19 protein-coding genes are annotated in these 23824 nt (G+C 69.0%); 13 read left to right on the top strand and 6 right to left on the bottom strand.

All coding sequences use genetic code 11. The features are described 5' to 3' along the window. Nucleotides 1-49: 49 nt before the first annotated feature. From EV138_RS26910 to EV138_RS37720, 3 genes are read right to left on the bottom strand one after another with little or no spacing between them, the layout of a single operon-like run. Entirely contained in the window at nucleotides 50-1015 is a 966-nt protein-coding gene (locus tag EV138_RS26910; protein ID WP_133981524.1) for an aldo/keto reductase, read from the bottom strand. Beyond that, nucleotides 1012-1764 carry an SDR family NAD(P)-dependent oxidoreductase gene (locus EV138_RS26915; protein ID WP_133981525.1) on the bottom strand — a complete coding sequence of 251 codons (753 nt, stop codon included), beginning with the start codon at nucleotides 1762-1764 and terminating at the stop codon, nucleotides 1012-1014. Before EV138_RS26915 ends, EV138_RS26910 begins: the two co-directional genes overlap by 4 nt. Continuing rightward, on the bottom strand, nucleotides 1761-3080 hold the full coding sequence (locus tag EV138_RS37720) for an L-fuconate dehydratase (RefSeq protein ID WP_133981526.1): 1320 nt from the start codon (nucleotides 3078-3080) through the stop codon (nucleotides 1761-1763). Before EV138_RS37720 ends, EV138_RS26915 begins: the two co-directional genes overlap by 4 nt. A gap of 91 nt (nucleotides 3081-3171) precedes the next feature. Between EV138_RS37720 and folP the strand changes: the two genes are divergently transcribed. From folP to EV138_RS26935, 3 genes are read left to right on the top strand one after another with little or no spacing between them, the layout of a single operon-like run. Beyond that, nucleotides 3172-4053 carry a dihydropteroate synthase gene (gene folP, locus EV138_RS26925; protein ID WP_439649014.1) on the top strand — a complete coding sequence of 294 codons (882 nt, stop codon included), beginning with the start codon at nucleotides 3172-3174 and terminating at the stop codon, nucleotides 4051-4053. Beyond that, nucleotides 4053-4787 carry a pyrimidine reductase family protein gene (locus tag EV138_RS26930; protein ID WP_166678694.1) on the top strand — a complete coding sequence of 245 codons (735 nt, stop codon included), beginning with the start codon at nucleotides 4053-4055 and terminating at the stop codon, nucleotides 4785-4787. Before folP ends, EV138_RS26930 begins: the two co-directional genes overlap by 1 nt. A gap of 22 nt (nucleotides 4788-4809) precedes the next feature. Then, nucleotides 4810-5502, top strand: a complete 693-nt coding sequence (locus EV138_RS26935) for a class III extradiol ring-cleavage dioxygenase family protein (protein WP_133981528.1) — start codon at nucleotides 4810-4812, stop codon at nucleotides 5500-5502. Here the strand turns inward: EV138_RS26935 and EV138_RS26940 are convergent. Both EV138_RS26940 and EV138_RS26945 read right to left on the bottom strand, forming a co-directional pair. Beyond that, nucleotides 5475-6146 carry a hypothetical protein gene (locus tag EV138_RS26940; protein ID WP_133981529.1) on the bottom strand — a complete coding sequence of 224 codons (672 nt, stop codon included), beginning with the start codon at nucleotides 6144-6146 and terminating at the stop codon, nucleotides 5475-5477. The genes EV138_RS26935 and EV138_RS26940 overlap by 28 nt on opposite strands. 10 nt (nucleotides 6147-6156) lie before the next feature. Then, nucleotides 6157-7128, bottom strand: a complete 972-nt coding sequence (locus EV138_RS26945; RefSeq protein WP_238158369.1) for an ABC transporter substrate-binding protein — start codon at nucleotides 7126-7128, stop codon at nucleotides 6157-6159. A 117-nt stretch (nucleotides 7129-7245) separates the two neighbouring features. On the opposite strand from EV138_RS26945, the gene EV138_RS26950 reads away from it, so the two are divergent. The 10 genes from EV138_RS26950 to egtD all read left to right on the top strand — a co-directional run bounded on the left by EV138_RS26950 (nucleotide 7246) and on the right by egtD (nucleotide 22333). Further along, nucleotides 7246-8247 (top strand): FecCD family ABC transporter permease, encoded by a 1002-nt coding sequence (locus EV138_RS26950; RefSeq protein ID WP_133981531.1) that lies wholly within the window; start codon nucleotides 7246-7248, stop codon nucleotides 8245-8247. Next, nucleotides 8244-9296 (top strand): FecCD family ABC transporter permease, encoded by a 1053-nt coding sequence (locus EV138_RS26955; RefSeq protein WP_133981532.1) that lies wholly within the window; start codon nucleotides 8244-8246, stop codon nucleotides 9294-9296. The genes EV138_RS26950 and EV138_RS26955 overlap by 4 nt, the downstream gene beginning before the upstream one ends. 3 nt (nucleotides 9297-9299) lie before the next feature. Continuing rightward, nucleotides 9300-10076, top strand: coding sequence for an ABC transporter ATP-binding protein (locus tag EV138_RS26960; protein WP_133981533.1), 777 nt, complete (start codon nucleotides 9300-9302; stop codon nucleotides 10074-10076). Beyond that, nucleotides 10073-10741 (top strand): (2Fe-2S)-binding protein, encoded by a 669-nt coding sequence (locus EV138_RS26965; RefSeq protein ID WP_133981534.1) that lies wholly within the window; start codon nucleotides 10073-10075, stop codon nucleotides 10739-10741. The genes EV138_RS26960 and EV138_RS26965 overlap by 4 nt, the downstream gene beginning before the upstream one ends. A 66-nt stretch (nucleotides 10742-10807) precedes the next feature. After that, nucleotides 10808-14299, top strand: a complete 3492-nt coding sequence (locus EV138_RS26970) for a glycoside hydrolase domain-containing protein (protein ID WP_133981535.1) — start codon at nucleotides 10808-10810, stop codon at nucleotides 14297-14299. A 54-nt stretch (nucleotides 14300-14353) separates the two neighbouring features. Further along, on the top strand, nucleotides 14354-17866 hold the full coding sequence (locus EV138_RS26975; RefSeq protein ID WP_133981536.1) for a glycoside hydrolase domain-containing protein: 3513 nt from the start codon (nucleotides 14354-14356) through the stop codon (nucleotides 17864-17866). Between the two features lie 162 nt (nucleotides 17867-18028). Then, entirely contained in the window at nucleotides 18029-19255 is a 1227-nt protein-coding gene (locus EV138_RS26980; RefSeq protein ID WP_133981537.1) for a glutamate-cysteine ligase family protein, read from the top strand. Beyond that, nucleotides 19252-20586 carry an ergothioneine biosynthesis protein EgtB gene (egtB, locus tag EV138_RS26985; protein WP_133981538.1) on the top strand — a complete coding sequence of 445 codons (1335 nt, stop codon included), beginning with the start codon at nucleotides 19252-19254 and terminating at the stop codon, nucleotides 20584-20586. The genes EV138_RS26980 and egtB overlap by 4 nt, the downstream gene beginning before the upstream one ends. Next, the gene (gene egtC, locus EV138_RS26990) at nucleotides 20586-21359 is read left to right on the top strand and encodes an ergothioneine biosynthesis protein EgtC (RefSeq protein WP_133981539.1); all 774 of its coding nucleotides are present in this window, start codon (nucleotides 20586-20588) and stop codon (nucleotides 21357-21359) included. Before egtB ends, egtC begins: the two co-directional genes overlap by 1 nt. Further along, entirely contained in the window at nucleotides 21356-22333 is a 978-nt protein-coding gene (gene egtD / locus EV138_RS26995) for an L-histidine N(alpha)-methyltransferase (protein WP_133981540.1), read from the top strand. The genes egtC and egtD overlap by 4 nt, the downstream gene beginning before the upstream one ends. Nucleotides 22334-22515: 182 nt before the next feature. Here egtD and EV138_RS27000 read toward each other — a convergent pair whose 3' ends face one another. Then, nucleotides 22516-23817 (bottom strand): ABC transporter substrate-binding protein, encoded by a 1302-nt coding sequence (locus tag EV138_RS27000; RefSeq protein WP_238158371.1) that lies wholly within the window; start codon nucleotides 23815-23817, stop codon nucleotides 22516-22518. Nucleotides 23818-23824: the final 7 nt, after the last annotated feature.

The raw sequence follows: 23824 nt of genomic DNA on the forward strand, positions 1-23824 counted from the left end.
GGCACACCGATCAGGCGAGCCTTCGACGGTGATCAGGCCGACGAGGGGGTCAGCCGGGGGTGGGGGCGTCTGATCGGAGGAGGTTGGCCGATTTGAGGTCGGTCCAGAGGGCGTCGGGGATCTCGATGCGGGACAGGGCCGCGTTCGTGTGGACCTCTTCGGCGGTGCGGCAGCCGACCGCGATACCGGCGACCGCGGGGTGGAAGAGGGGGAATTTCAGGGCGGCCGCAGGCAGCGTGACGCCGTGCGACTCGCACACGTCGGCAAGCTGATTCGCCTTGGAGACCAAGGAATCCGGCGCCGGAGCGTAGTTGAAGGTGGCGTCGGGCGCCGGTCGCGGCTGGGAGAGCAGGCCGGAGTTGAAGATGCCCACGGCAACGACCTGCACGTCGTTCTGCTCGCAGGCAGGCAACACGTCGTCGAGCCCGTCCGGGTCCAGCAGCGTGTAGCGGCCGGCCAGCATGATGACGTCGATGTCCACCTCGCGCACGAACCGGGTGAGCATCGCGGTCTGGTTCATCCCCGAACCGATCGCGCCGATCACGCCCTGGTCGCGCAGCTCGATCAGCGTCGGGAACGCCGTCGCGACAGCCTCTGAGTAGTGATCGTCCGGGTCGTGGACATAGACCACGTCGAGGCGATCGGTGCCGATTCGGCGCAGCGAGTCCTCGATGCTCTGCAGCACACCGTCGCGGCTGAAGTCCCAGCGCCGACGACGCTTCGAGACGACGGCGAAACCTTCGTCGTCGGGAGCCTCGGTCGAGGCGGAGTAGATGATCCGCCCGACCTTGGAGGACAGCACGTACTCCGAGCGCGGCTTCCCCGCCAAGCCCAGACCGAGCCGCTCCTCGGCCAGCCCGAGACCGTAGTGCGGCGCGGTGTCGAAGTACCGCCAGCCCTCGTCCCAGGCCGCCTGAACGGTCGCGACGGCCTCGTCGTCGGCGACCGGTGTGAACAGACCGGCCAGCGGCGCGCCACCCAGCCCGATCCGCGCATCAGCAGGGAAGAGTTTCATGACCGTGCCGCCGGAAGCCGCAGATTCTGCATTCCGCCATCAACGGCGAGCGCAGTACCGGTGGTGGACCCGGACAGCGGCGACGCGAGATAAGCGATCGCCAGTGCGACCTCCTCGGCCGTGACCAGCCGGCCCATCGGCTGCCGGGCTTCCAAAGCGGCGCGTTCGGCCGCGGGGTCGGAGGCCACGTCGAGCAACCGACCGACCCAGGGAGTGTCCGCGGTGCCCGGATTCACGCAGTTGACCCGGATCCCCTCGCGAACGTGGTCGGCAGCCATGGCCATCGTCAGCGCAAGTACGGCGCCCTTGCTGGCGGAGTACAGCGCCCTGTTCGGCAGGCCGGCGACGGCGGCGATCGAGCACGTGTTGACGATCGCGGCGGCCTCCGAGCGGCGGAGGTACGGCAGCGTGGCACGGGTGACGCGCGCGATCCCGACCACGTTCACGTCGAGGACCCGATGCCATTCCTCGTCCTCGTTACCGGCCACCGTGCCCTGCGCGCCGATGCCCGCGTTGTTCACCAGGATGTCGATCCCGCCCAGCTTCAGGGCGGCCGCCGAGACCGCGTCGCGGACCGAGGCGTCGTCGCTGACGTCGGCGGCGATCCCGGCCAGCGGCGGTGACACGTCCGGCTTGAGATCGAACACGACCACCTCGGCGCCCCGGGCGGCCAGCAGCGTCGCCGTGGCCAGTCCGATTCCCGAGGCTCCTCCGGTGACCACTGCCTTCAGGCCGGCGAAATCCGTCACTTGGCGCTCTCCTTCTCGAGGTCGGTCCAGATCTTGCCATTCGGGTAGCGGAAGTCACAGAGCGTTTCCGCATCCAGTTCGGCGCTGAACCCCGGCCGCGTGGGTGCGACGTAGTGACCGTCCTTGATCACCACGGGGTCCAGGAAGTGCTCGTGCAGGTGGTCGACGTACTCGATCACGCGACTCTCGGTGCTGCCGCTGACCGCGACCAGGTCGAACATCGACAGGTGCTGGACCAGTTCGCACAGCCCGACCCCGCCGGCGTGCGGACACACCGGTACGCCGAACTTCGCCGCCAGCAGCAGGATCGCGATGTTCTCGTTCACCCCGGCGACCCGGGCCGAGTCGATCTGCACGAACGACAGCGATTCGGCCTGCAGCAGTTGCTTGAAGACGACCCGGTTCTGCACGTGCTCGCCGGTGGCGACCCGGACCGGCGCGATGGCCCGGGCGATCGCGGCGTGGCCGAGGATGTCGTCCGGACTGGTCGGCTCCTCGACCCACCACACGTCGTACGGGGTCAGCGCCTTGATCCAATCAATCGCGTCCGCGACGTCCCAGCGCTGGTTGGCGTCGATCGCGATCCGGATGTCCGGACCGACCGCCTCGCGGGCCAGCCGCAGCCGGCGGATGTCGTCGTCGAGGTCCGCGCCGACCTTGAGCTTGATCTGGGTGAACCCGTCGGCGACCGCCTCGTGGCAGAGCCGGACCAGCTTGGCGTCGTCGTACCCGAGCCAGCCCGGCGAGGTCGTGTACGCCGGATAACCCCGCTCCCGCAGCGCCTTCTCGCGCTCGGCCCGCCCCGGCACCGCGGCGTACAGGATCTCCAGCGCTTCTTCGCGGGTGAGGGCGTCGGTCAGGTAGCGGAAGTCGACCAGGTCGACGATCTGCTCGGGGCTGAGGTCGGACAGCAGCTTCCACAGCGGCACGCCGGCGCGCTTGGCGGCGAGATCCCAGACGGCGTTGACGACGGCGCCGATCGCCATGTGCATGACGCCCTTCTCGGGCCCGAGCCAGCGCAGTTGCGAGTCGTGCACGAGCGACTTCCAGAAGCCGCCGAGGTCGCCCAGGACGGCGTCGACGTCGAGCCCGACGATGTGGTCGCGGAGGGCCTCGATGGCCGCGGTCTGCACGTCGTTGCCGCGGCCGATGGTGAACGCGAAGCCGTGTCCCTCGAGACCGTCGCCGGTGTCCGTGCGCAGGATCAGGTACGCCGCGGAGTAGTCCGGGTCGGCGTTCATCGCGTCCGAGCCGTCGAGATCCAGCGAGGTGGGGAAGCGGACGTCGTACGTCTCGAACTCCGTGAAGCGTGGCATGGACACCCGTTCTGCCGTGATCCGACCTGACGGCAGGATCCTATAGGATATGTGCCAGCTTGCCCACCGGGGGACGACTAGAGTCGTCTTCGTGCCGGATGAAGAGGACCACGTACTACGGCTGGGCAGCCGGTCGTTCGGGCCGGGCGAGTTCGCCCTGATGGCGATCGTGAACCGGACGCCGGACTCGTTCTTCGACCGCGGCGCCACCTACGCCACCGAGGCGGCGTACGAGGCGATCGACCAGGCGGTCACCGAAGGCGCCGACCTGGTCGACATCGGCGGCGTCAAGGCCGGCTACGGCGAGCCCGTCTCCGAGGACGAGGAGCTCCGCCGGACGGTCGACTTCGTCGCGGGGATCCGGGAACGGCATCCCGGCCTGGTGATCAGCGTCGACACCTATCGCAGCGGTGTCGCCCGGCGGGTCGGCGCGGCCGGCGCGAACCTGATCAACGACACCTGGGCCGGCTCCGATCCCGCGATGCCGGCCGCCGCGGCCGAGGTCGGCGCCGGCCTGGTCTGCAGTCACGTCGGCGGGCTGACGCCGAGGACCGACCCGCACCGGATGGCGTACGACGATGTGGTCGCGGACGTGATCGCGACGACCACCCGGCTGGCCGAGCGGGCCGTCGCCGAAGGCGTCCGGCGCGACGGCATCCTGATCGACCCGACCCACGACTTCGGCAAGAACACCTGGCAGTCGCTCGAGCTGACCCGCCGGCTGGACGAGCTGACCGCGACCGGCTGGCCGGTACTGGTCGCCGTGTCCAACAAGGACTTCATCGGCGAGACACTCGACCTCCCGCCCGGCCGGCGCGGCAACGGCACGATCGCGGCACTGAGCGTGTCCGCCTGGCTGGGGGCCCGCGTCTTCCGTGTCCACGACGTGCCCGCCGCGCGGCAGGCACTCGACCTGATCGCCGTACTCCGGGGCTCGGCCGAGCCCGCCGGAACCCGAAGGAGCCTGGCCTGATGCATCGCCTGACCACTGCCGGGATCAGCGACGCCGAGATCATCCAGGCCTACCAGGTCGAGGACCGGTCGGTGCCGCATCTGCGCTGCAACTTCGTCACCAGCCTGGACGGCGCGGTCGAGATCGACGGCCAGTCCAAGTCGCTGACCAACCCCGAGGACAGCGAGTTGTTCGGCAAGCTGCGGATGCTCAGCGATGTCGTCCTGGCCGGCGCCGGCACGGTCCGGATCGAGGGGTACAACGGACTGCGGCTCGGCAGCGACCGGCGGGCCTGGCGGAAAGCCAACGGACTGGCGGAGAATCCGACGCTGGCGATCGTGTCGTCCCGGCTGGACCTCGACCCGATCAACAAGGTCTTCGCGGACGCGCCGGTCCGCCCGCTGGTGATCACTCACGCGGCCGCGCCGCCGGAGCGGGTGGAGGCCCTGGGCGAGGTAGCCGAGGTGCTGGTGTGTGGCGAGGCGGAGGTCGATCTACAGGCCGTGGTGTCGACGCTGGCCGAGCGGGGACTGCCGCAGATCCTCTGCGAGGGCGGTCCGCATCTGCTCGGCGCGCTGACCGAAGCGGACCTCGTGGACGAGATGGACCTTTCGCTGTCGCCGCTGCTGGTCGGCCCTGGTGCGGGGCGGATCACCGCGGGAGCGGTCGACACAGTGGCCCGGCGGTTCGTACTGCGGTCGGTGCTCGGTGCCGACGACGGCTCCCTGTTCCTGCGCTACCTGCGAGCGTCCTGACCGGCTCGACTACGGTTGACTCGTGCCTATCGTCAGTGCCGCTGTCTGTCCCCACCCGCCGCTGCTGGTTCCCGCAGTCGCCGGTGGCGCAGCAGCAGAGCTCGACGTACTGCGTGCCGCTTGCCTCGCCGCGATCGATCAGCTTGCCGACGCCGACTCCCTGCTGATCGTCGGCTCCGGCCCGACCACCGGTACGCAGTACGAGTCGTCGGCAGGTGGCAGCTTCGGCCCGTACGGCGCTCCGCAGGTGACCGTCGGCTCCGGCGACCCGGTGCTGCCGCTCTCGCTGACGACGGGCAGTTGGCTCCGCTCGCAAAGCAAGGCGGTCGGCCTGCCGACCCTCATGGTCACCGTCGCCACGGACGAGTCGGTCGAGGGGTGCCTGGCGCTGGGCCAAGAGCTTGCTGCAGGCAACGAGCGGAAAGCCTTGCTGGTGATGGGCGACGGATCGGCCCGCCGCAGCGAGCACTCACCGGTGCACCTCCACCCGCGCGCGGAGATCTTCGACAGTACGGTCGCGGCCGCGCTGGACCTCGCCGACACGGCCACCCTCGCCGCGCTCGACCCCGACCTCGCCGGCGAGCTCAAGGCCGCCGGCCGAGCGCCCTGGCAAGTTCTTGCGGGTGCAGCCCGTCCGGCCACCTTCACCGGCAACCTGCTGTACCACGCAGCGCCGTACGGCGTGGGCTACTTCGTCGCAGCCTGGTCTGCCTGATCCTCCACATGGACTTCGGGCCACCGGGACGCTGTCGCGGCCAGATCGGCATGCCCGGCCTCGACGAGCTGGTTGGCCAGCTCGACCCGCGCCGCTCGTACTGCGTCGGCCGCCTCCTCCGCGCTCGGATAAGGGCCCGACCAGTTGCACACGGCATCCCCGGCGAACCAGCCCGCGGCGGACCGGCGTACCTGGGAAGCCGCGAGCCGGTCCGCGGGCAAGGCGTCACCGCGCTCGGCAGCCAGCTGGACGACCGCGTCGACGGTGACGACCTCGGCGCTCAGATCGGTCAGCGGCCGGAGGTAGACGGCATCGGTGTAGACGAACTCGTACCCGGCCGGGGCGCGCTCGGCCAGCCAAGCGAGAGCCTCGAGTACTGCGGTCCGCAGCTGCTCGGAGTTCTCCGGGTCGGCGAGGGTGTGCACGCCGCACAGCCTGGTGTGGGTCGGGCGCAGTTCGTTCTGCCAGAGGCGGACCTGCAACTCCTCGCGGCCGGACAGCCGGCGGCCGAGGATCCGGGCCAGGCCGACCACGTCGAAGTTCAGCTCGTCCGGGGTGCGTCTGCGGCCCGGCTCGAACGGCTCGCCGGGCGGTGTCCCGTGCGTGGTCCACGGCCCGACGTGCCAGCGCTCCAACGTGGTCATGGGCCCCAACTTAGCTCCGCTCGGGCGCCGGTACGTCGAAGGTGGTGCTGAGGTCGGTCAGGATCGACCAGGCGCCCTGCAGGCCGACCGCGGTCATCCAGGTGATGTCCGGCACCTCGTGCACCTTCGGCGCCAGCGGCTTCCACAGCGGGTTCGCCTTGAACTGGTCGGCCGTCTTCTTGCTCAGCCCCTTCTCGTCGGCGTAGGTCGCGACGAAGATCGCGTCGGCGTCCGCGTCCTTGATCCGCTCGGCGCTGATCTCGGCCGCGAAGCCGTTCACGTCCTGCGACTTCGGCCGCTTCAGGCCGGCGTCCGTCAGCACGATCCCGGAGAAGCTGGCGTTCTGGTAGAGCCGGGTCGGCCCGTCGACGAACCGGACCACCGAGATCGTCGGGTTCTTCGCCTTCGCGTTGATCGCCGCACCGACAGCCTTGGCCGCGGTCTCGTACGACGTGAGCTCCTCGTTCGCCAGGTCCTCGGCGCCGAGTGCCTTCGCCTCCAGCCGGATGTTGTCCTTCCAGGTCGGCCCGGTGGTCTCGGTCATCACCGTCGGCGCGATCTTGCTCAGCTGCGGGTACAGCTTCTCGTGCCGCACCTTCGCGGTGATGATCAGATCCGGCTTGAGCGCGGCGATCTTCTCCAGGTTCGGCTCGGCCAGCGTGCCGACCGACTGCGCCTCCGCTCCGTACTTCGTGCGGTCGTCGCCGAGGTAGTCGGGCAGCTTCCCGTTGATGGTCCGGTAGTCGGTGAACCCGACCACCTGCGTGTGCAGGATCATCGTCGCGTCGACGAAGCTCGCGTCCAGCGCCACCACCCGCTTGGGCTTGGCCGGAATCTCGGTCTTGCCCATCGCGTGCTCGATCGTCCGCGGGAAGCCGGCGTTCGCGGACGCCTGCGCGGGATCCTCCTTCTTCTCCGACCCGCCACAGCCGGTCAGGGCCAACGCAACGGCAACAATCAACGTTCCAAGGCGGACGCGCACAGGTTCTCCCAGCATCGACAGCAGATCGCGAGCACCCTACTCCATGAAAGTTAGGCTGCCCTAACCTGACCCCTCGGTGGTCGGCCGGGAGGTAAGGGTCGCCTAAGGTTGGGCGGTATGTGGGCTGTGCGGCGGGTGTCGAGGCCGGTGGCGTTGATCCTGGTGGCGACCGTCGTGGTGCTGACTTTTGCGGCGAGTCTGGCGTTGGGTTCGCGCTGGCTGGGGCTGGGTGCGGTCGGGCACGCGTTGCTGTCGCCGGACGGGACCGACGCGGACGTGATCGTGCGGAGCCTGCGGTTGCCGCGCACCGTGGTCGCGCTGGTGATCGGGGTGTGCCTGGGCATCGCCGGCGCGTTGATGCAGGGGCACACCCGGAACGCGCTGGCCGAGCCGGGGATCTTCGGCGTGAGCGCGGGAGCCGCGTTGGCGGTGGTGCTCGGACTGCAGGTCGGACTGGTGGAGACCGTCGGTTCGACAGTCTGGTGTGCACTCATCGGTGCACTGGTGGCGACCTTCGCGGTACAGCGGCTTGCGTCGCGGGGGAGTGGCGCGACGCCGGTGGGGCTGGCGCTGACCGGAGCTGCGGTGGCCGCGATGCTGGGGGCGCTGACTTCGGCGATCGTGCTGCTCGATGCGAACACGCTGGACGGCTATCGCTTCTGGGCGGTGGGTTCGGTGGCCGGTCGCGGGTTCGACGTGGTCGGTCAGGTGCTGCCATTCGCTCTGATCGGACTCCTCCTGGCGGCGGTCAACGCGCGCGATCTCGACCTGCTGGCACTGGGCGACGATGTGGCCGCCGGTCTGGGCCTGTCGGTACGCCGGGCCCGCCTCGTCGGGCTGCTCGCGATCGGGCTCCTCACCGCAGCGGGGGTCGCGGCCTGTGGACCGATCGGATTCCTCGGACTTCTTTCCGGCCACGTCGCCCGCCGGATCTTCGGAGCCCGCAACGCCTGGCTGATCCCGGCCGCCGGGCTGACCGGAGCAGCCGCCCTGATCCTGGCGGACCTGGTCGGCCGCCTGGTCGGAGGAGCCGGTGAGGTCCAGGCAGGCGTCGTACTGGGGATCGTCGGTGCGCCGCTGTTCGTGGTCGTCGTACGGCGTCGGGCGGTCGCGTTGTGACCGCAACTGCCGAAGCGGCCGTCAAGCCGCGAACCGTAGTACTGGCTGCTGCTTTCGCCCTCGCAGCAGTTGTTCTTGCGCTGGTCTCCTTGAGTCTCGGTACTACGAAGCTGCCACTCGATGAGGTACTGCGAGCCCTGGTCGGCGGAGGCGACAGCGGGACCCGGCTGATCGTGGTGGAGCTCCGGATGCCCAGGGTCGCGACCGGGCTGCTGGTGGGCATCGCGTTCGCCGTATCGGGGGCACTCCTGCAGACCTTGTCGCGCAACCCGCTGGCCAGCCCGGACATCATCGGGGTGAACTCGGGTGCCTCGGCGGCCGCGGTCGGCGTGATCGTGCTCGCGGGGACCGGTGGCGGCAACATCTCCGGCGCCGCCGAGCAGATCGGCCTGCCGCTGGCCGCAGTACTGGGTGGCTTGCTGGCGACGTTGATCGTCGGCCTGCTGTCCATCCAGCGCGGCGTGGTCGACGCGAGCAAGGTGGTGCTGATCGGTGTCGGAGTCGCGGCCGCCGCGAATTCGCTGGTCGCCTGGTTGCTGGTGATCGGCGATGTCACCGACGCGGGCCGGGCCGCCGCGTGGCTGGCCGGCTCGCTCAACGCGCGGACCTGGTCCGACGCCGTCCCGGTCGGGCTCGCCGTCGCACTGTTGTTGCCAGTGGCAATGATGTTCGGTCGCGAGCTGGAGGCGCTGGTGCTCGGTGACGATGTCGCGTCCTCGCTCGGCGTCCGGGTGTCCCGGGTCCGGCTCGCGTTGCTGGTCGTTGCGACCGTGCTCGCCGCGATGGCGACCGCTGGCGCCGGGCCGATCGCGTTCGTCGCGCTGGTCGCTCCACAGGTCGCGCAGCGGTTGGCGCGGACGGATCGCCCGCCGTTGCTGACGACGGCGATGCTCGGCGCGCTGTTCGTCACGCTGGCGGATCTGGTTGCACGCAACGGCCTGCAGGTGTTGCAGGTCGGCCCGTACGAGTTGCCGGTCGGGGTCGTCACGGCCGCGGCCGGAGCGCCGTACCTGCTCCACCTCATCGGCCGTCAGCAGAAGGGGCGCTGAACCGTGGACGTCGAGAATCTCACCCTTGCCTACGGCCCGGACGAGCCGGTGGTCTCCGAGCTCAGCCTGGCCGTGCCGGCCGGGCAGTTGACGGCGATCGTCGGCCCGAACGGTTCCGGCAAGTCGACCTTGCTCCGTGGGATGAGCCGGCTGCTCGCGCCGCGTTCCGGCCGGGTGCTCCTGGACGGCAAGGACATCCAACAGTTGCCCGCCCGTGAGCTGGCTCGTCAGCTGGGCCTGCTGCCACAGGGCCCGGTGACGCCGGAAGGGATCACCGTGGCCGAGCTGGTGTCGCGTGGACGGCATCCTCATCGCGGCCTGTTCGCCCGGCTGACCTCCGACGACCAGCAGGCGATCGACGACGCCCTGGCCGCGGTCGAACTGGTCGAGCTGCGAGACCGGCCCGCTGAGCAGTTGTCCGGCGGCCAGCGCCAGCGGGTCTGGATCGCGATGGTGCTTGCCCAGGGAACGCAGTACCTGCTGCTCGACGAGCCCACCACGTACCTCGATCTGGCGCACGCCGTCGACGTGATGAATGTCGTCCACGCGGCCGCGCACAACACCGGCCGGACCGTGGTGACGGTCCTGCACGACCTGACGCTGGCGGCGCAGTACGCCGACCATTTGGTGGTGATGGGCGCCGGTCGGATCGCGGCCGAAGGGCCGCCCGCCGACGTACTGACCGAGGAGCTCCTTGCCGAGGTGTTCGGGCTGCGCGCGAAAGTGGTGGAGGTCGGCGGAGCCCCTGTGGTGGTGCCGGACCGTACGCTGGTGCCATGACGTACTCCGCGAACCGCCTCGCGGACCTCGTGGACGGGGAAGTCTCCTGGCTGTCAGTCCGCACCGCGGACACCTTGCCGGGCCCCGACTGGATCTCTTGCGCCGGGCTGCTCGCGGAGCAGCAGGCCGGCGGCGACCCGACGTACGGATGGCGGCAGGCGTTGCACGAGGACTACGGTCGCGAGTACGCGATCGAGCCGCCGGAGCAGGTCGCCGCGATGTTCGTGCTGATGTGGTACGTCTCGGTGCCGTCGATCGTCGCGGGCGTTTCCGCCGCTCTGACAGGGGTTTCACCGGACGTCTCGCCGGCCTCACTGGCCTTCAGACGGCACCCGATGGCGCACTATCCGGCCGAGGTCGCGCTGCTGTCCGACCAGGTCGTCACCGCGGTCGAGGCGGCCGCTCAGGTCAGCACGCACACCCGAGCGTTCACCGACTCCTACCGCCCGGGCGTGAAGATGAGTTCGCTCCAGCGGCTCGGCGCGGTGCAGGACGAGCTCCGGGCCGCGATCCGGATGCCCGCGGAGGCCGACTTCGCCGAGGCCGCCTCGGCCGCCTTCCAGGTCCGGCTCGACCAGCAGGTCCGTACTTCGTGCTGTTTCGTCTACGCGCTGCCCAACGTCAACCCGTGCGCCGGCTGCCCGAGGGTTTCGACCCTGGTTTGATGGATTGTTTCGGGCTAGCCCGGAATCCACGCTGTGGTGACACATCGTCGCTCAGCGGAGGTCGACATGCGATGGATCCGGGTGGCCGCGGCCGCCGCATTCCTGGTCCCGACGGTGGCCTTCGCGGAGTCGGGTGCCGCACAGGCTGGCGAACAGGCCACGGCGGTGCCGTCGGTGTGGACCGAGTCGGCGTACAACTCGGTCTTCAAGGACAGCGGGCGATCGCCGGAGGCAGCGGACGGCATCGAGCTGGACACGGCGAAGAACGAGTACGAGGGCGCGCAGATCGTCGTCCGCGGACCACAGGCCTTCACTGTCAACAGCATCGACTTCACCGCGCTGACCGGCCCGGCCGACTCCATCGCCGCGGGTGAGCTCAGCTACAACCCGGTCGGCTACCAGTACCTGAACAAGCCGTCCGACAACATCTACCCGCTGATCCGCACCGCGCCGGGCGACTTCCCCGACCGATTGCTGAACCAGACCGGCATCGCCGTGCCCGCGAACCAGACCCAGTCGCTGTGGGTCCGGGTGCACGTGCCCGCGACCGCGGCCGGCGGTATCTATCGCGGTCGCGCGACGGTCCGGACGACGGCCGGCGACCTGAGCGTGCCGATCTCGGTCAACGCGCGGAACGTGGTGATCCCGCCGGCCAACCAGAGCCAGTTCACCAACGTGATGTGGACCAATTTCCTCGGTCTCACCTCGTACGACCCCGGCAAGGGCGACACGGTCAAGTTGTTCTACGACTACGACCGGTACTCCGCGGACTGGTGGCAGCTGATCGACAACTGGGCCGACACGATGAAGAAGTACCGGCAGAACAACCTGCAGCTGCCGATGATCAACCTGCTCACCGACGGCGGCTCCAAGGTCGATGCCGCAGGCAACTACACGTTCAACTTCAGCCGCTTCGACGAAGTGGTGCAGCGGTTCCTGGACAAGGGCGTGGTGAACCGGCTGGAGGGCTTCACCCAGGCCGGTTCCTGGAACCCCGACCTCAACCCGCAGTACCCGAAGTACAAGCTCGAGGTGATCCCGAAGCAGACCGGCCGGCAGATCCCGGACTACGTCTACTGGGGAACACCGGAGGCGGACAACTGGTACAAGCAGTTCTACCCGGCGCTGCGTCAGCACCTGACCGAGAAGGGCTGGCAGGACAAGTTCTGGACCCATGTCAGCGACGAACCGAACATCGCCAGCGGTGGGCAGCAGTGGTACGAGATCGCGGCGCGGATCCGGCAGTACTGGCCGGACGTGAAGCTCGCCGACGCGACCGTGTTCCCGATGTCGGGGGACCTCGTCAAGGCCGCCGACATCGTCATCCCGAACATCACCATCTACTCCGACGGGCCGGCGCCCTTCGACGCGGAACACGCCAAAGGCAAGGAGTTGTGGCTCTACAACTGTGCCGGGCTCGGCGGTGAGTACCTGAACAGGCTGATCGACCAGCCGCAGTGGCAGCAACGGCAGACGATGTGGTTCGCCTACAGCCGTGGGGCCACCGGCTATCTGCACTGGGCCTACAACAACTGGCAGTACGACATGGATCTGCAGAACATCAAGGGCGACGGCTACATCGTGCGTCCCGACAAGGCACACCACACGATCGAGGCCTCGACCCGGTACGAGTCACTGCGGGACGGTCTGGAGGACTGGGAGGTTCTCAACCAGCTGGGCAAGACGAATCCGGGGCTGGCCAAGGATCTCGCCAAGACCGTTGGCCTGAACGGTACGAAGTACTCCCGCGACGTCTCCTACCTGCAGCGGATCAGGGCCATCACCCTCGACGCGGCCGCCGGCAAGCCGGTCGTCGCCAAGGACCTGGTGAAGGCGCGGACGAGCAGCCCGAAGCGGGAGCAGGTCGACCTCGGGCGGCAGGGCCAGGTCGACGGTGTCCACCTGCGCTGGGGTGCGAGCTTCGCGACCAGGTACCGGGTGATGATCTCCTACAACGGCACCGACTGGTCCCAGGCGGCCGACATCACCAGCGACGGCGGCGACGACTTCGTGGGGCTGAACGCGAAGACGCGGTACATCCGGGTCGAGGTGACCAGCGATACGCCGTACGAGCTGCCGACGTTCGAGGTGCCGGGCAACTATCTGCTCCAGCAGAATCTGGCCGGCGGGAAGTCCTACACGGCCACGGCGCCCTCCGCGCGGTTCCCCGACAAGGGGCGCGAGGCAACGGACGGCGTACTGGCCGACGACTGGGGTGACGGGCTCGCGTTCGGCTACGAACTGAGCAACGGCCAGCACGCGGAGCCGTCGGTCGCGATCGACCTCGGCGGATTGCAGACGATCGGCAGCGTCCGGGTGCACGCCTACGAGGAGTACCCGGACTACCGACCGGACCAGATCACCGTCGCCACCAGTTGGGACGGGGTGAACTACGCGAACGTCGGCCAGGTGGGCGCGATCAGCGGTGCCCGGCTCTGGTACGACCTCAGCTTCGCGCCGACGCTGGGCCGCTACGTCCGGGTCACCTTCGCAAAGACCGGTACGGCGAAGGGCACCGGCGAGTTCGTCGACGACATCGAGGTGTACGGCGCCGGCCAGGCGGTCGACGAGGTACCGGGGTCGGCGGGGTATCAGTGGACCGATGTCGGCCGCGCCGGGCACGAGGTGATTCTTACCCCGACTGCCACCGGCAGCGTGGGTCGCTGGGACTGGAGTGCCGCCGCGGGTGTCAAGCGCGACGACTGGGGCGGTGGGCCGGTCGCGGGCAAGACGACCGGGTTCAGCTGGCTCAACCAGCAGCACGCGCTGGCTCGCAGTACGGCCGGAAAGCTCCTGCACTGGTGGTGGATCGAGGGCGAGTCGGCCGCGCACACCGCCGACTGGGGTGGGGACGCAGCGGGTGACCCGGCGGCAGTCGTCTGGTCCGGGCAACAGCACGCCTTCGCGCGCTCGTCGGCCGGCGACCTGCAGCACTGGTGGTGGGACCCCGCAGACGGCGAGGTCCGCCTGGACAAGTGGAGTGGCGCGCCCGGTCCGATCGTCGGTACGCCGTCGACCTTTGTCTGGGGCAACCAGTTGCACGTGGTGGCCCGTGGAGTGAACAACCACCTCTACCACTGGTGGTGGTCGCTCGGTGAGTTCGAGCCCCACTTCGCCGACTGGGGTGGCGAGGCGTACTCCGATCCGGCCACGTTCGTCTGGAACGGCCAGCAGCACGTCTACACCCAGGCCGCGGACGGCCAGCTCTACCACTGGTTCTGGGACCCGGCCGACGGGCTTCACCAGGTGAAGTGGACCGGGGCCCCGGGCAAGTTCGTCGGAGCGCCCGCAGCGTTCAAGACGGCCGGCCAGCAGCACGTCGTCGCCCGCGGACCCGGCAACACCCTCTACCACTGGTGGTGGGACCAGGGCACCGCGAAGGTCTCCTTCGAGGACCAGGGCGGTGAAGCGTTCTCGGATCCGATCGGGTTCGCCTTCAACGACCAGCTCCAGTTCTTCGCGCAGAGCTCGAAGGGGACGCTCTCGCACTGGTGGTGGACGCCGGCCGAGGGCTGGCAGCGCAACGACTGGGGCGGCAGCGTCCACTACCCCTCCTGAGAACACACCCGGCACGGCAACAGTCACGGACAACGAACGGTCGGAGGACTCACGATGCGATGGTTGCGAGCGGTACTGGCGGGCGGGCTGGCGGTGACCGCGGCCGCTCTGGTTCCGCCGGGTGCTGAGGCTCAGGTCACGGCCGCAGCGCCGCCCTCGGTGTGGACGGAGACGGCGTACAACTCGGTGTTCAAGGACAGCGGGCGATCGCCGGAAGCGGCGGACGGCATCCAGTTGGACACGGCGAAGAACGACTACGAAGGTGCGCAGATCGTGCTCCGCGGGCCGGCGGCGTTCACGGTGAACAGCGTGGACTTCACAGCGTTGACCGGCGGCTCCGACGCGATCCCGGCGAGCGAGATCACCTACAACCCGGTCGGGTACGAGTACCTGAACCACAACTCGGTGTTCGGCTGGAACCCGCCGCAGCCGGTCTATCCGACCGTCCGCACCGGTGCCGGCGACTATCCCGACCGGTTGCTGAACCAGACCGGCATCGCCGTACCGGCCAACCAGACGCAGGCCCTCTGGGTCCGGGTGCACGTGCCGGCCACCGCGGCGGGCGGCGTCTACTCCGGCCGCGCGACGGTCCGGACGACCAACGGCGATCTCAGCGTGCCGATCACGGTCAACGCGCGGAACGTGGTGATCCCGCCGGCCAACCAGAGCGAATTCACCAACGTGATGTGGACCAATTTCCTCGGCCTTACCTCGTGGGACCCGGGCAAGGGCGACACGGTCAAGCTGTTCTACGACTACGACCGGTACTCGGCCGACTGGTGGCAGTTGATCGACAACTGGGCCGACACGATGAAGAAGTACCGGCAGAACAGTCTGCAGCTGCCGTTGATCAACCTGCTCACCGACGGCGGCAGCAAGGTCGATGCCGCCGGCAACTACACGTTCGACTTCAGCCGTTTCGACCAGGTCGTGCAGCGGTTCATGGACAAGGGCGTGGTGAACCGGCTGGAGGGCTTCACCGGCGCCGGGTCGCAGAGCCCGGAGCGCAACCCGTCGCGCAAGTGGCTGATCGAGGTCACCCCGAAGAACACCGGGTCGCAGATCCCCGACTACCTGTTCTGGGACTCCCCGGAGGCAACCAGCTGGTATTCGCAGTTCTACCCGGCACTCAAGGCACACCTCGACGCCAAGGGCTGGACGTCGATGTACTGGATGCACGTCGGTGACGAGGCGAACGGAGCCGAGGGTGAGGCCGGCTGGCTGGGCATCGCCGCGAAGCTGCGGCAGTACTTCCCGGGTGTGAAGATCGGCGATACCTCGGTGAACGGCTCCGGCCCGCTGATCGCGCGCAACTCCGACATCGTCATCCCGAACCTGTTCACCTACACCGCCGACCCGGGCACGTACGACGCCGAGCGGGCCAAGGGCAAGCCGCTGTGGTTCTACAACTGCAACATCCCGGTCGGGAACCACCTGAACAGGTTCATCGACCAGCCGGAGTGGAGCCAGCGGCAGACGATGTGGCTCGCCTACGGCCGTGGCGCCACCGGCTACCTGCACTGGGCCTACGGCAACTGGCAGTACGCGATGAACGACCAGGACGTGAAGGGTGACGGCTACATCGTTCGCCCCGACAAGGCGCACCACACGATCGAGGCCTCGACCCGGTACGAGTCGCTGCGGGACGGCATGGAGGACTGGGAGGTCCTGAACCAGCTGGGCAAGACCAACCCCGGCCTGGCCAAGGACTTCGCCACCAGCCTGGTCCAGCGCGACGACAAGTACTCGCCGGACGTCTCGTACATGCAACGCGTCCGCGCCCTGATGCTGGACGCCGCGGCCGGCAAGCCGATCGTCGCCAAGGACCTGGCGAAGGTGCGGACCGAGGGCCCGAAGTGGGTGCAGACCGATCTCGGCCGGCAGGCTCAGGTCGACGGTGTCCACCTGCACTGGGGTACGACGTACGCGAGCAACTACCGGGTGCTGATCTCCTACAACGGCACCAACTGGGGAGAAGCTGCCAATGTCACGAGCAACGGCGGTGACGACTTCATCGGCATCAACGGCAAGGCTCGGTACATCCGGATCGAGGTGACCAGCACAACGCCGTACGACCTCCAGAAGCTGGAAGTGGCCGGCAACCTGTTGCTGCAGCAGAACATCGCCGGTGGGAAGGCGTACGTCGCGAGTGTGCCGTCCGCCAGGTTCCCCGACAGCGGCCGGGAGGCGACGGACGGCGTACTGGCCGACGACTGGGGCGACGGCCGCAGCTTCGGCTACGAGTTGGCCAAGGGGGAGTACAAGGCACCGACCGTGGCGATCGACCTCGGCTACCCTCAGGTGGTCGGCACTGCCAGGATCCACGCGTACGAGGAGTATCCGGACTACCGGCCCGACCTGCTCACCGTCGCCACCAGCACGGACGGCGTCAACTACACCGACCGAGGACTGCTCAGCTGGGTCAACGGCGCCTCCAAGGTCTGGTACGACGTCGGCTTCGCTCCGGTGACCGCCCGTTATGTCCGGGTCACGTTCGCCAAGACGGGGACGGACAAGGGCACCGGCGAGTTCGTCGACGACATCGAGGTCTACGGCGCGGGCCCGAACGGTCCGGACGTCGTACCGGGCTCCACGGCGTACCAGTGGAACGACGCGGGCGGTGCCGGCCACGAGGTGATCTTCGCGCCGGGCTCCACCGGGTCGATGCGGCGCTGGGACTGGTCGGCGGCCGCGGGACTAAAGACGGCCGACTGGGGCGGCGGTCCGATCGCAGGGAAGACGACCGGCTACGCCTGGAACAACCAGCAGCACGCGGTCGCCCGCGGGCAGAGCGGCAACCTGCTGCACTGGTGGTGGATCGAAGGCGAGACGACGCCGCACTACGGCGACTGGGGTGGAGACGCGGCAGGCGACCCGACAGCAGTGGTGTGGTCAGGGCAGCAGCACATCTTCGCCAGGGCGTCGACGGGTGATCTGCAGCACTGGTGGTGGGACCCGGCCGACGGCCAGCTGCGGCTGGACAAGTGGGGCGGCGCGCCCGGTCCGATCGTCGGCACGCCGTCGACCTTTGTCTGGGGCAACCAGTTGCACGTGGTGGCCCGTGGAGCGAACAACCACCTCTACCACTGGTGGTGGTCGCTCGGTGAGTTCGAGCCGCACTTCGCCGACTGGGGTGGCGAGGCGTACTCCGATCCGGCCACGTTCGTCTGGAACGGCCAGCAGCACGTCTACACCCAGGCGGCGGACGGGCAGCTGTTCCACTGGTTCTGGGACGCCGGTGACGGTCTGCACCAGGTCAAGTGGACCGGGGCACCGGGCAAGTTCGTCGGAGCGCCGTCGGCGTTCAAGACGGGCACCCAGCAGCACGTCGTCGCTCGCGGGCCGAACAACACGCTCTACCACTGGTTCTGGGACCAGGGCACTTCGAAGGTGAGCTGGGAGGACCTCGGTGGCGAGGTGTACGCCGACCCGGTGGCGTTCGCCTTCGCCGACCAGCACCAGTATTTCGCTCAGAGCGCAACCGGCACCCTCTACCACTGGTGGTGGACGCCGCAGGACGGCTGGCACAAGAACGACTGGGGCGGGAGCGTGAAGTACCCGTCCTGAGCCCGAGCTGAGACTGCCGCGGAATATTGTCGGTGCCGCCCGGCACTATGTCGATCATGAATCTGACACAGTGTCGGGCGGCCGCCGCGCCGCCGTCCACGTCATCGACGGGTAACCCGCTGTCGGTTGTCCGCGTCCAGGGCCGCGGTTAGGTTCGATGACGTGACGGAGCCTGGTGGTACCCCGGCGACGACCCCGATCGGCTCCCGCGTGGCGGCCGAGGGTTACGTCGAAATGGTGTGCTTCAAGCACGGTCCTCCCCAGCTGCAGGGCGTTGAGCTGGAGTGGACGGTGCATCACGCGGACGATCCGTACCGACCACTCGACGCAACACAACTGAGCAAGGCCCTGGGCGCGCACGCGCCCGCCACCCTGGTCCCCGGCAGTCCGCAGCTGCCGCTCGGCCGGGGTGCTCTGGTCACGGTGGAGCCGGGTGGCCAGGTGGAGATCTCCGGCTCTCCGTCAGCTTCAGTGGCGAGGCTGATCGACGACACCGCCGCCGACGCGGCCGAACTGACCTGCTTGCTGGCGACCGCCGGCCTGGTTCCGGGTGAGCACGGCCTGGACCCCTTCCGGCCGCCGCGGCGCATCCTGACCGTCCCGCGCTACGCGGCGATGGAGCGCGCGTTCGCCCGGCTGGGCCCGCACGGCCCGAGGATGATGTGCAGCACCGCCGGACTGCAGATCTGCCTCGACGCGGGTGAGGCCGAGCAGACCGCGAGCCGCTGGCGGGCCCTGCACGATCTCGGCCCGACCCTGGTGGCGATGTTCGCCAACTCCCGGCGCCGGACCGGTGACGACACCGGCTGGGCCTCCGCCCGGACGGAGGCGACCTTCGGCACCTGTGCCCCGTTCACCGAGCCGCCGCCGCTGGACGGCGACCCGGCCGCGGCCTGGGCGCGGATGGCGATGGAAGCCCCGGTGCTCTGCCTGCGCCGTGGCGACAACTGGGACGCGCCGGCCGGCCTGACCTTCGGTGCCTGGGCGGACGGGGCCCTGCCCGGCGACAGCCCGACGTACGCGGATCTCGATTACCACTTGTCCACCCTGTTCCCGCCGGTCCGGCCGCGCGGGTATCTCGAGGTGCGCTACCTGGACGCCCAGCCGGGCGACGGATGGATCACCCCGACCGTGCTGCTGACGGCGTTGATGTCCGACGCCGGCGTGATCGACCGGGCGATGGCCGCCGCCGAGCCGGCGGCCGGGCGCTGGTTCCCCGCCGCCCGGGAAGGACTCGACGACAAGTCGGTCCTGCAGGCCGCGCGGGACGTGGTCGACCTCGGCCTCGAAGTACTGGACCGGACCGGCCTCGGGTCCGAACTGCTCGGTGAAGTCGCAACCCGGCTGAACCGCATCGTCGACGACACCCAGAGAAGGCGAGCCTCATGACCCACCAACTGTCCGACCTGACCGAGGAGGGCCTGCGCGCCTTCGTCGCCGAGCAGCTCGACCGCTCGCGGTCGCGGACCGTGCAGCTGACCGACGCGGTCGACACCGACGACCTGGTCCGGCAGCACTCGAAACTGATGTCGCCACTGGTCTGGGACTACGCCCACATCGGCAACCAGGAAGAGCTCTGGCTGGTCCGCGACGTCGGCGGCCGCGAGCCGGTCCGGCAGGACATCGACGAGCTGTACGACGCGTTCATGCACGCCCGGGCCGACCGGCCGTCGCTGCCGCTGCTCGGGCCGAGCGAGACCCGGGCCTATGTGGTGGAGGTGCGGGACAAGGTGCTGGACGTGCTCGACCACGTGAAGTTCGGCGGCGACCGGGAGCTGGTCGAGAACGCGTTCGCCTTCGGCATGATCGTGCAACACGAGCAGCAACACGACGAGACGATGCTGGCGACCCACCAGCTGCGGTCCGGCGTGCCAGTGCTGGACGCGCCGGCGCCACCGGCGGGCCGGCGGTTGGCCCGGTCCGAGGTGCTGGTGCCGGGCGGTGTCTTCGAGATGGGGACGTCGGTCGAGCCGTGGGCGCTGGACAACGAGCGACCGGCGCACCCGGTGCACGTCGCGCCGTACGTGATCGACACCGCGCCGGTGAGCAACGGCGACTACCTCCGCTTCGTGACGGGCGGTGGGTACGGCGATCCCCAGTGGTGGTCCGAGGCCGGTTGGGCGCACGTGCAGAAGGCGTCGCTGGTCGCGCCGCGGTTCTGGGAGCAGGTCGACGGCAACTGGATGCGGACCAGGTTCGGTCACCGCGAGCTGCTGCCGCTGGACGAGCCGGTGATGCACGTCTGTTTCTACGAGGCCGAGGCGTATGCGGCCTGGGCGGGCAAGCGGCTGCCGACCGAGGAGGAATGGGAGTTCGCCGCCCGCTTCGACCCCGCGACCGGCCGGACCAGGCGGTTCCCGTGGGGTGACGAGAGTCCCGGGCCGCAGCACGCGAACCTCGGCCAGCGGCATCTGCGGCCGGCGCCGATCGGTGCGTACCCGGCCGGTGCCTCGCCGCTCGGGGTCGAGCAGTTGATCGGTGACGTGTGGGAGTGGACCAGCAGCGACTTCAAGCCGTACCCGGGCTTCCGCGCGTTCCCGTACGACGAGTATTCGCTGGTCTTCTTCGGCAGCGACTACAAGATGCTCCGCGGCGGTTCGTTCGGCACCGACGAGGTGGTTGCCCGAGGCACCTTCCGGAACTGGGACTACCCGATCCGCCGGCAGATCTTCGCCGGGTTCCGCTGTGCCCGCGACCCGCTGCCGTCGGAGCTCGGCTAGTGTGCCGGCACCTGGCGTATCTCGGCCCTCCGGTGACGCTGGCATCGCTGGTCCTGGAGCCACCGCATTCGCTGTACCGGCAGAGCTGGGAGCCGGCCGACATGCGTGGTGGTGGCTCGGTCAACGCGGACGGCTTCGGCCTCGGCTGGTACGTGGACGGTGCTCCTGTCCGGTATCGGCGGGGCGTTCCGATCTGGGCCGATGAGTCGTTGCCCGGGCTGGCCGGCTCGATCCGATCCGGTGCGGTGCTGGCCGCAGTACGGAACGGGACGGTCGGGTCGCCACTGAACGAGGCGGCCGCGGCGCCGTTCGTCCGGGACCAGTGGTTGTTCAGCCACAACGGGCTGATCACCGGTTGGCCCGGCTCGGTCTCCAAACTCGCCGAGGCGCTGCCGGTCTCCGAGCTGCTCACCCTCGACGCCCCGATGGACTCGGCACTCCTGTGGTCCCTGATCCAGGACCGCCTTTACGCCGGTGCGCCTGCTGCCGAGGCAGTCGCGTCGGTGGTGCGAGAGGTGGCCGAAGCCGCACCGGGCTCCCGGCTGAACGTGCTGCTGACCGACGGCGACCAGATCGTCGCGACCACGTGGACCCACTCGCTGTGGGTCCGGCGTACGGCGGAATCCGTTGCCGTCAGCTCCGAGCCGTGGCAAGACGGCGACGGCTGGGAAGAGATCCCCGACCAATCGTTGCTAGTGGCAACCAAGAACTCACTGGCGATCACCCCCTTGGCTCCCCGACCGGTGGAGCTTCCGATGGAAGGACGAGAGTGACCCTCATCGACCCCGAGATCGATGTTCATCTGACCCCCGACTACGCCTCCCGCGCGCTGCGGGAGGACGCCCGGGCCGGGCTGACCGCCGAGCCCAAGTGGCTGGCGCCGAAGTGGTTCTACGATGCGCGTGGCAGCGAGTTGTTCGAGGAGATCACCCGGCTGCCGGAGTACTACCCGACCCGGGCCGAGCGGGAGATCCTCGACGCCCGCGCGGGCGAGATCGCCGAGCTGACCGGCGCGAAGACCCTGGTCGAGCTCGGCTCCGGCTCGTCGGAGAAGACGCGGCTGCTGCTCAGCGGGCTGCGTGATCACGGCACGCTGACGACGTTCGTCCCACTGGACGTGTCCGAGTCGGCGCTGCGCGAGGCGGCGGCCGCGATCACCGCCGACTATCCGGGACTCGTGGTGCACGGCGCGGTCGGCGACTTCACCGAGCACCTCGACAAGCTGCCCGGTGACGCGCCACGCGTGGTGGCGTTCCTCGGCGGCACGATCGGGAACCTGCTGCCGGCCGAGCGCGCCGACTTCTACGCGTCGGTGCGCGAGGTGCTGGAGCCGGGGGAGTGGTTGCTGCTCGGCACGGATCTCGTGAAGGATCCGGCGACCCTCGTGGCGGCGTACGACGACAGCGCGGGAGTGACCGCGGAGTTCAACAAGAACGTGCTGCGGGTGCTCAACCGGCAACTCGGGGCCGACTTCGACGTGGACGCGTTCAGCCATGTCGCGGTCTGGGACGCCGAGAACGAGTGGATCGAGATGCACCTGCGGGCCGATCGCGCGATGCAGGTGCTGATCCCCGAGATCGGGTTGGAGATCGAGTTCGCCGAGGGCGAGGAGCTGAGCACGGAGGTGTCGGCGAAGTTCCACCGCTACGGCGTCGAGGCCGAGCTCGGCAAGGCGGGCTTCACGCCGGGCGCCTGGTGGACGGACTCGGAGGAGCGCTTCGCCTTGTCGCTCTGGCAAGCGGTCTAGAACAGGACTGCGGCCGACGACCTGCGTGGTCGTCGGCCGCAGCCTTTGTCAGCCGGCGGTCCCCCCGCCTTCCCTAGCCTCAGCCTTGGATCAACCTGCAGTCCATCCCCCCGCCTTCCCTGGCCTCAGCCTTGGATCAACCTGCAGTCCATCCCCCCGCCTTTCCTGGCCTCAGCCTTGGATCAACCTGCAGATTTGATCAGGTCGTTGATCTTGCCGACGTAGGTCTGCAGATCGCTGATCGGCTTCTTGCCGCTCAGGATCGGCTGGTACCACGCGGTGGTCAGGTCGGCCACCTGCGAGGCCCACGTGGTGGTGAACCGGACGCCGACCGTCTTCTCGGCGGACAGGTCCGCCTTGACCGTGTCGACCACCGTGGACTGGCCGGCCTTGGTGAGCGCGTCGAAGTAGCTCGCCTGCGCCGGGGTGTAGGCCGGGGGAGCGACCGGCGAGGCCGGCAGCACCGCGTCCCACACCTTGGTGTTCAGGTACTGCAGCACCTTGTACGTCGCGTCCTCGTTCGCCGTGTACTTCGGCGTGCAGATGCCGACCGAGTCGTACAGGGTGGTCGGCGTGTTCACCTGCGGGAACGGGGCGAACCCGTACTTGATCTTCGGCTTGTCGGTCTGGAACCCGGCCGCGAGCCACTGGCCGCCGACCATCATCGGCACCTTGCCCGCCGAGAACAGCGCCTGCACGTTCGACGCGTCGTACCCGGGCGGGGCGACCGCGCCGGACTTGATCGCGGCGGCGAGCTTGGTGACGCCCTCGACGTACTTGTCGTCCGCCTCGGCCTTGGTCGGGTGGTTCACGTTGTCGGTGAACGGCGCGCCACCCGCGGACACGGAGTACATGCTCATCGAGAACGGCGCGTCCGCCGAGGTCAGGTTGTCCGCGACCAGCCCGTACTTCGCGCCGCCCTTGTTCGCCAGTTTGCTCGCGGCGGAGTACATCTCGTCCCAGGTCCAGCCCGCCTTCGGCTCCGCGATCCCGGCGGCCTTGAAGGCGTCGACGGAGTACCAGATGCCGTAGGTGTTCATCAGGGACGGCAGGCCGCCCATCTGGCCGTCGCCGGTCTTCCAGTTCTCCATCGCCGAGCCGACGAAGTTGCCCGCCTTGAAGTCACCGTCGCCGTCGGTGATCCGCTTGGCCCAGTCCACCGTCAGGCCCTGGGCGGTGTACTGCTGCTCGGTGTCGTTGCCGCACCAGAACAGGTCGGGCAGCTTCTTCGCCTGGGTCAGCGACGCGAGCTTGTCGCCGTACCCGCCGCTCGGGGTGTCCACCCGCTTGACGGTGATCTTGTCGTCCTTGAACCCGGCCAGCGCCTTGTCGATCGCGGCGTTGGTCTGGGCCGACTCCCACGTCATCACTGTCACGGTGACCGGGCCGTCGGACTTGCTGCCGGAGTCGGAACCGCCGCAAGCGGCCGTTGCCGTCAGCAACCCGGCACAGACCAGGCTGGTACCGATGATGTGCTTCTTCACTGCTGTG

This window comes from Kribbella voronezhensis (genome assembly GCF_004365175.1).
GTDB lineage: Bacteria > Actinomycetota > Actinomycetes > Propionibacteriales > Kribbellaceae > Kribbella > Kribbella voronezhensis.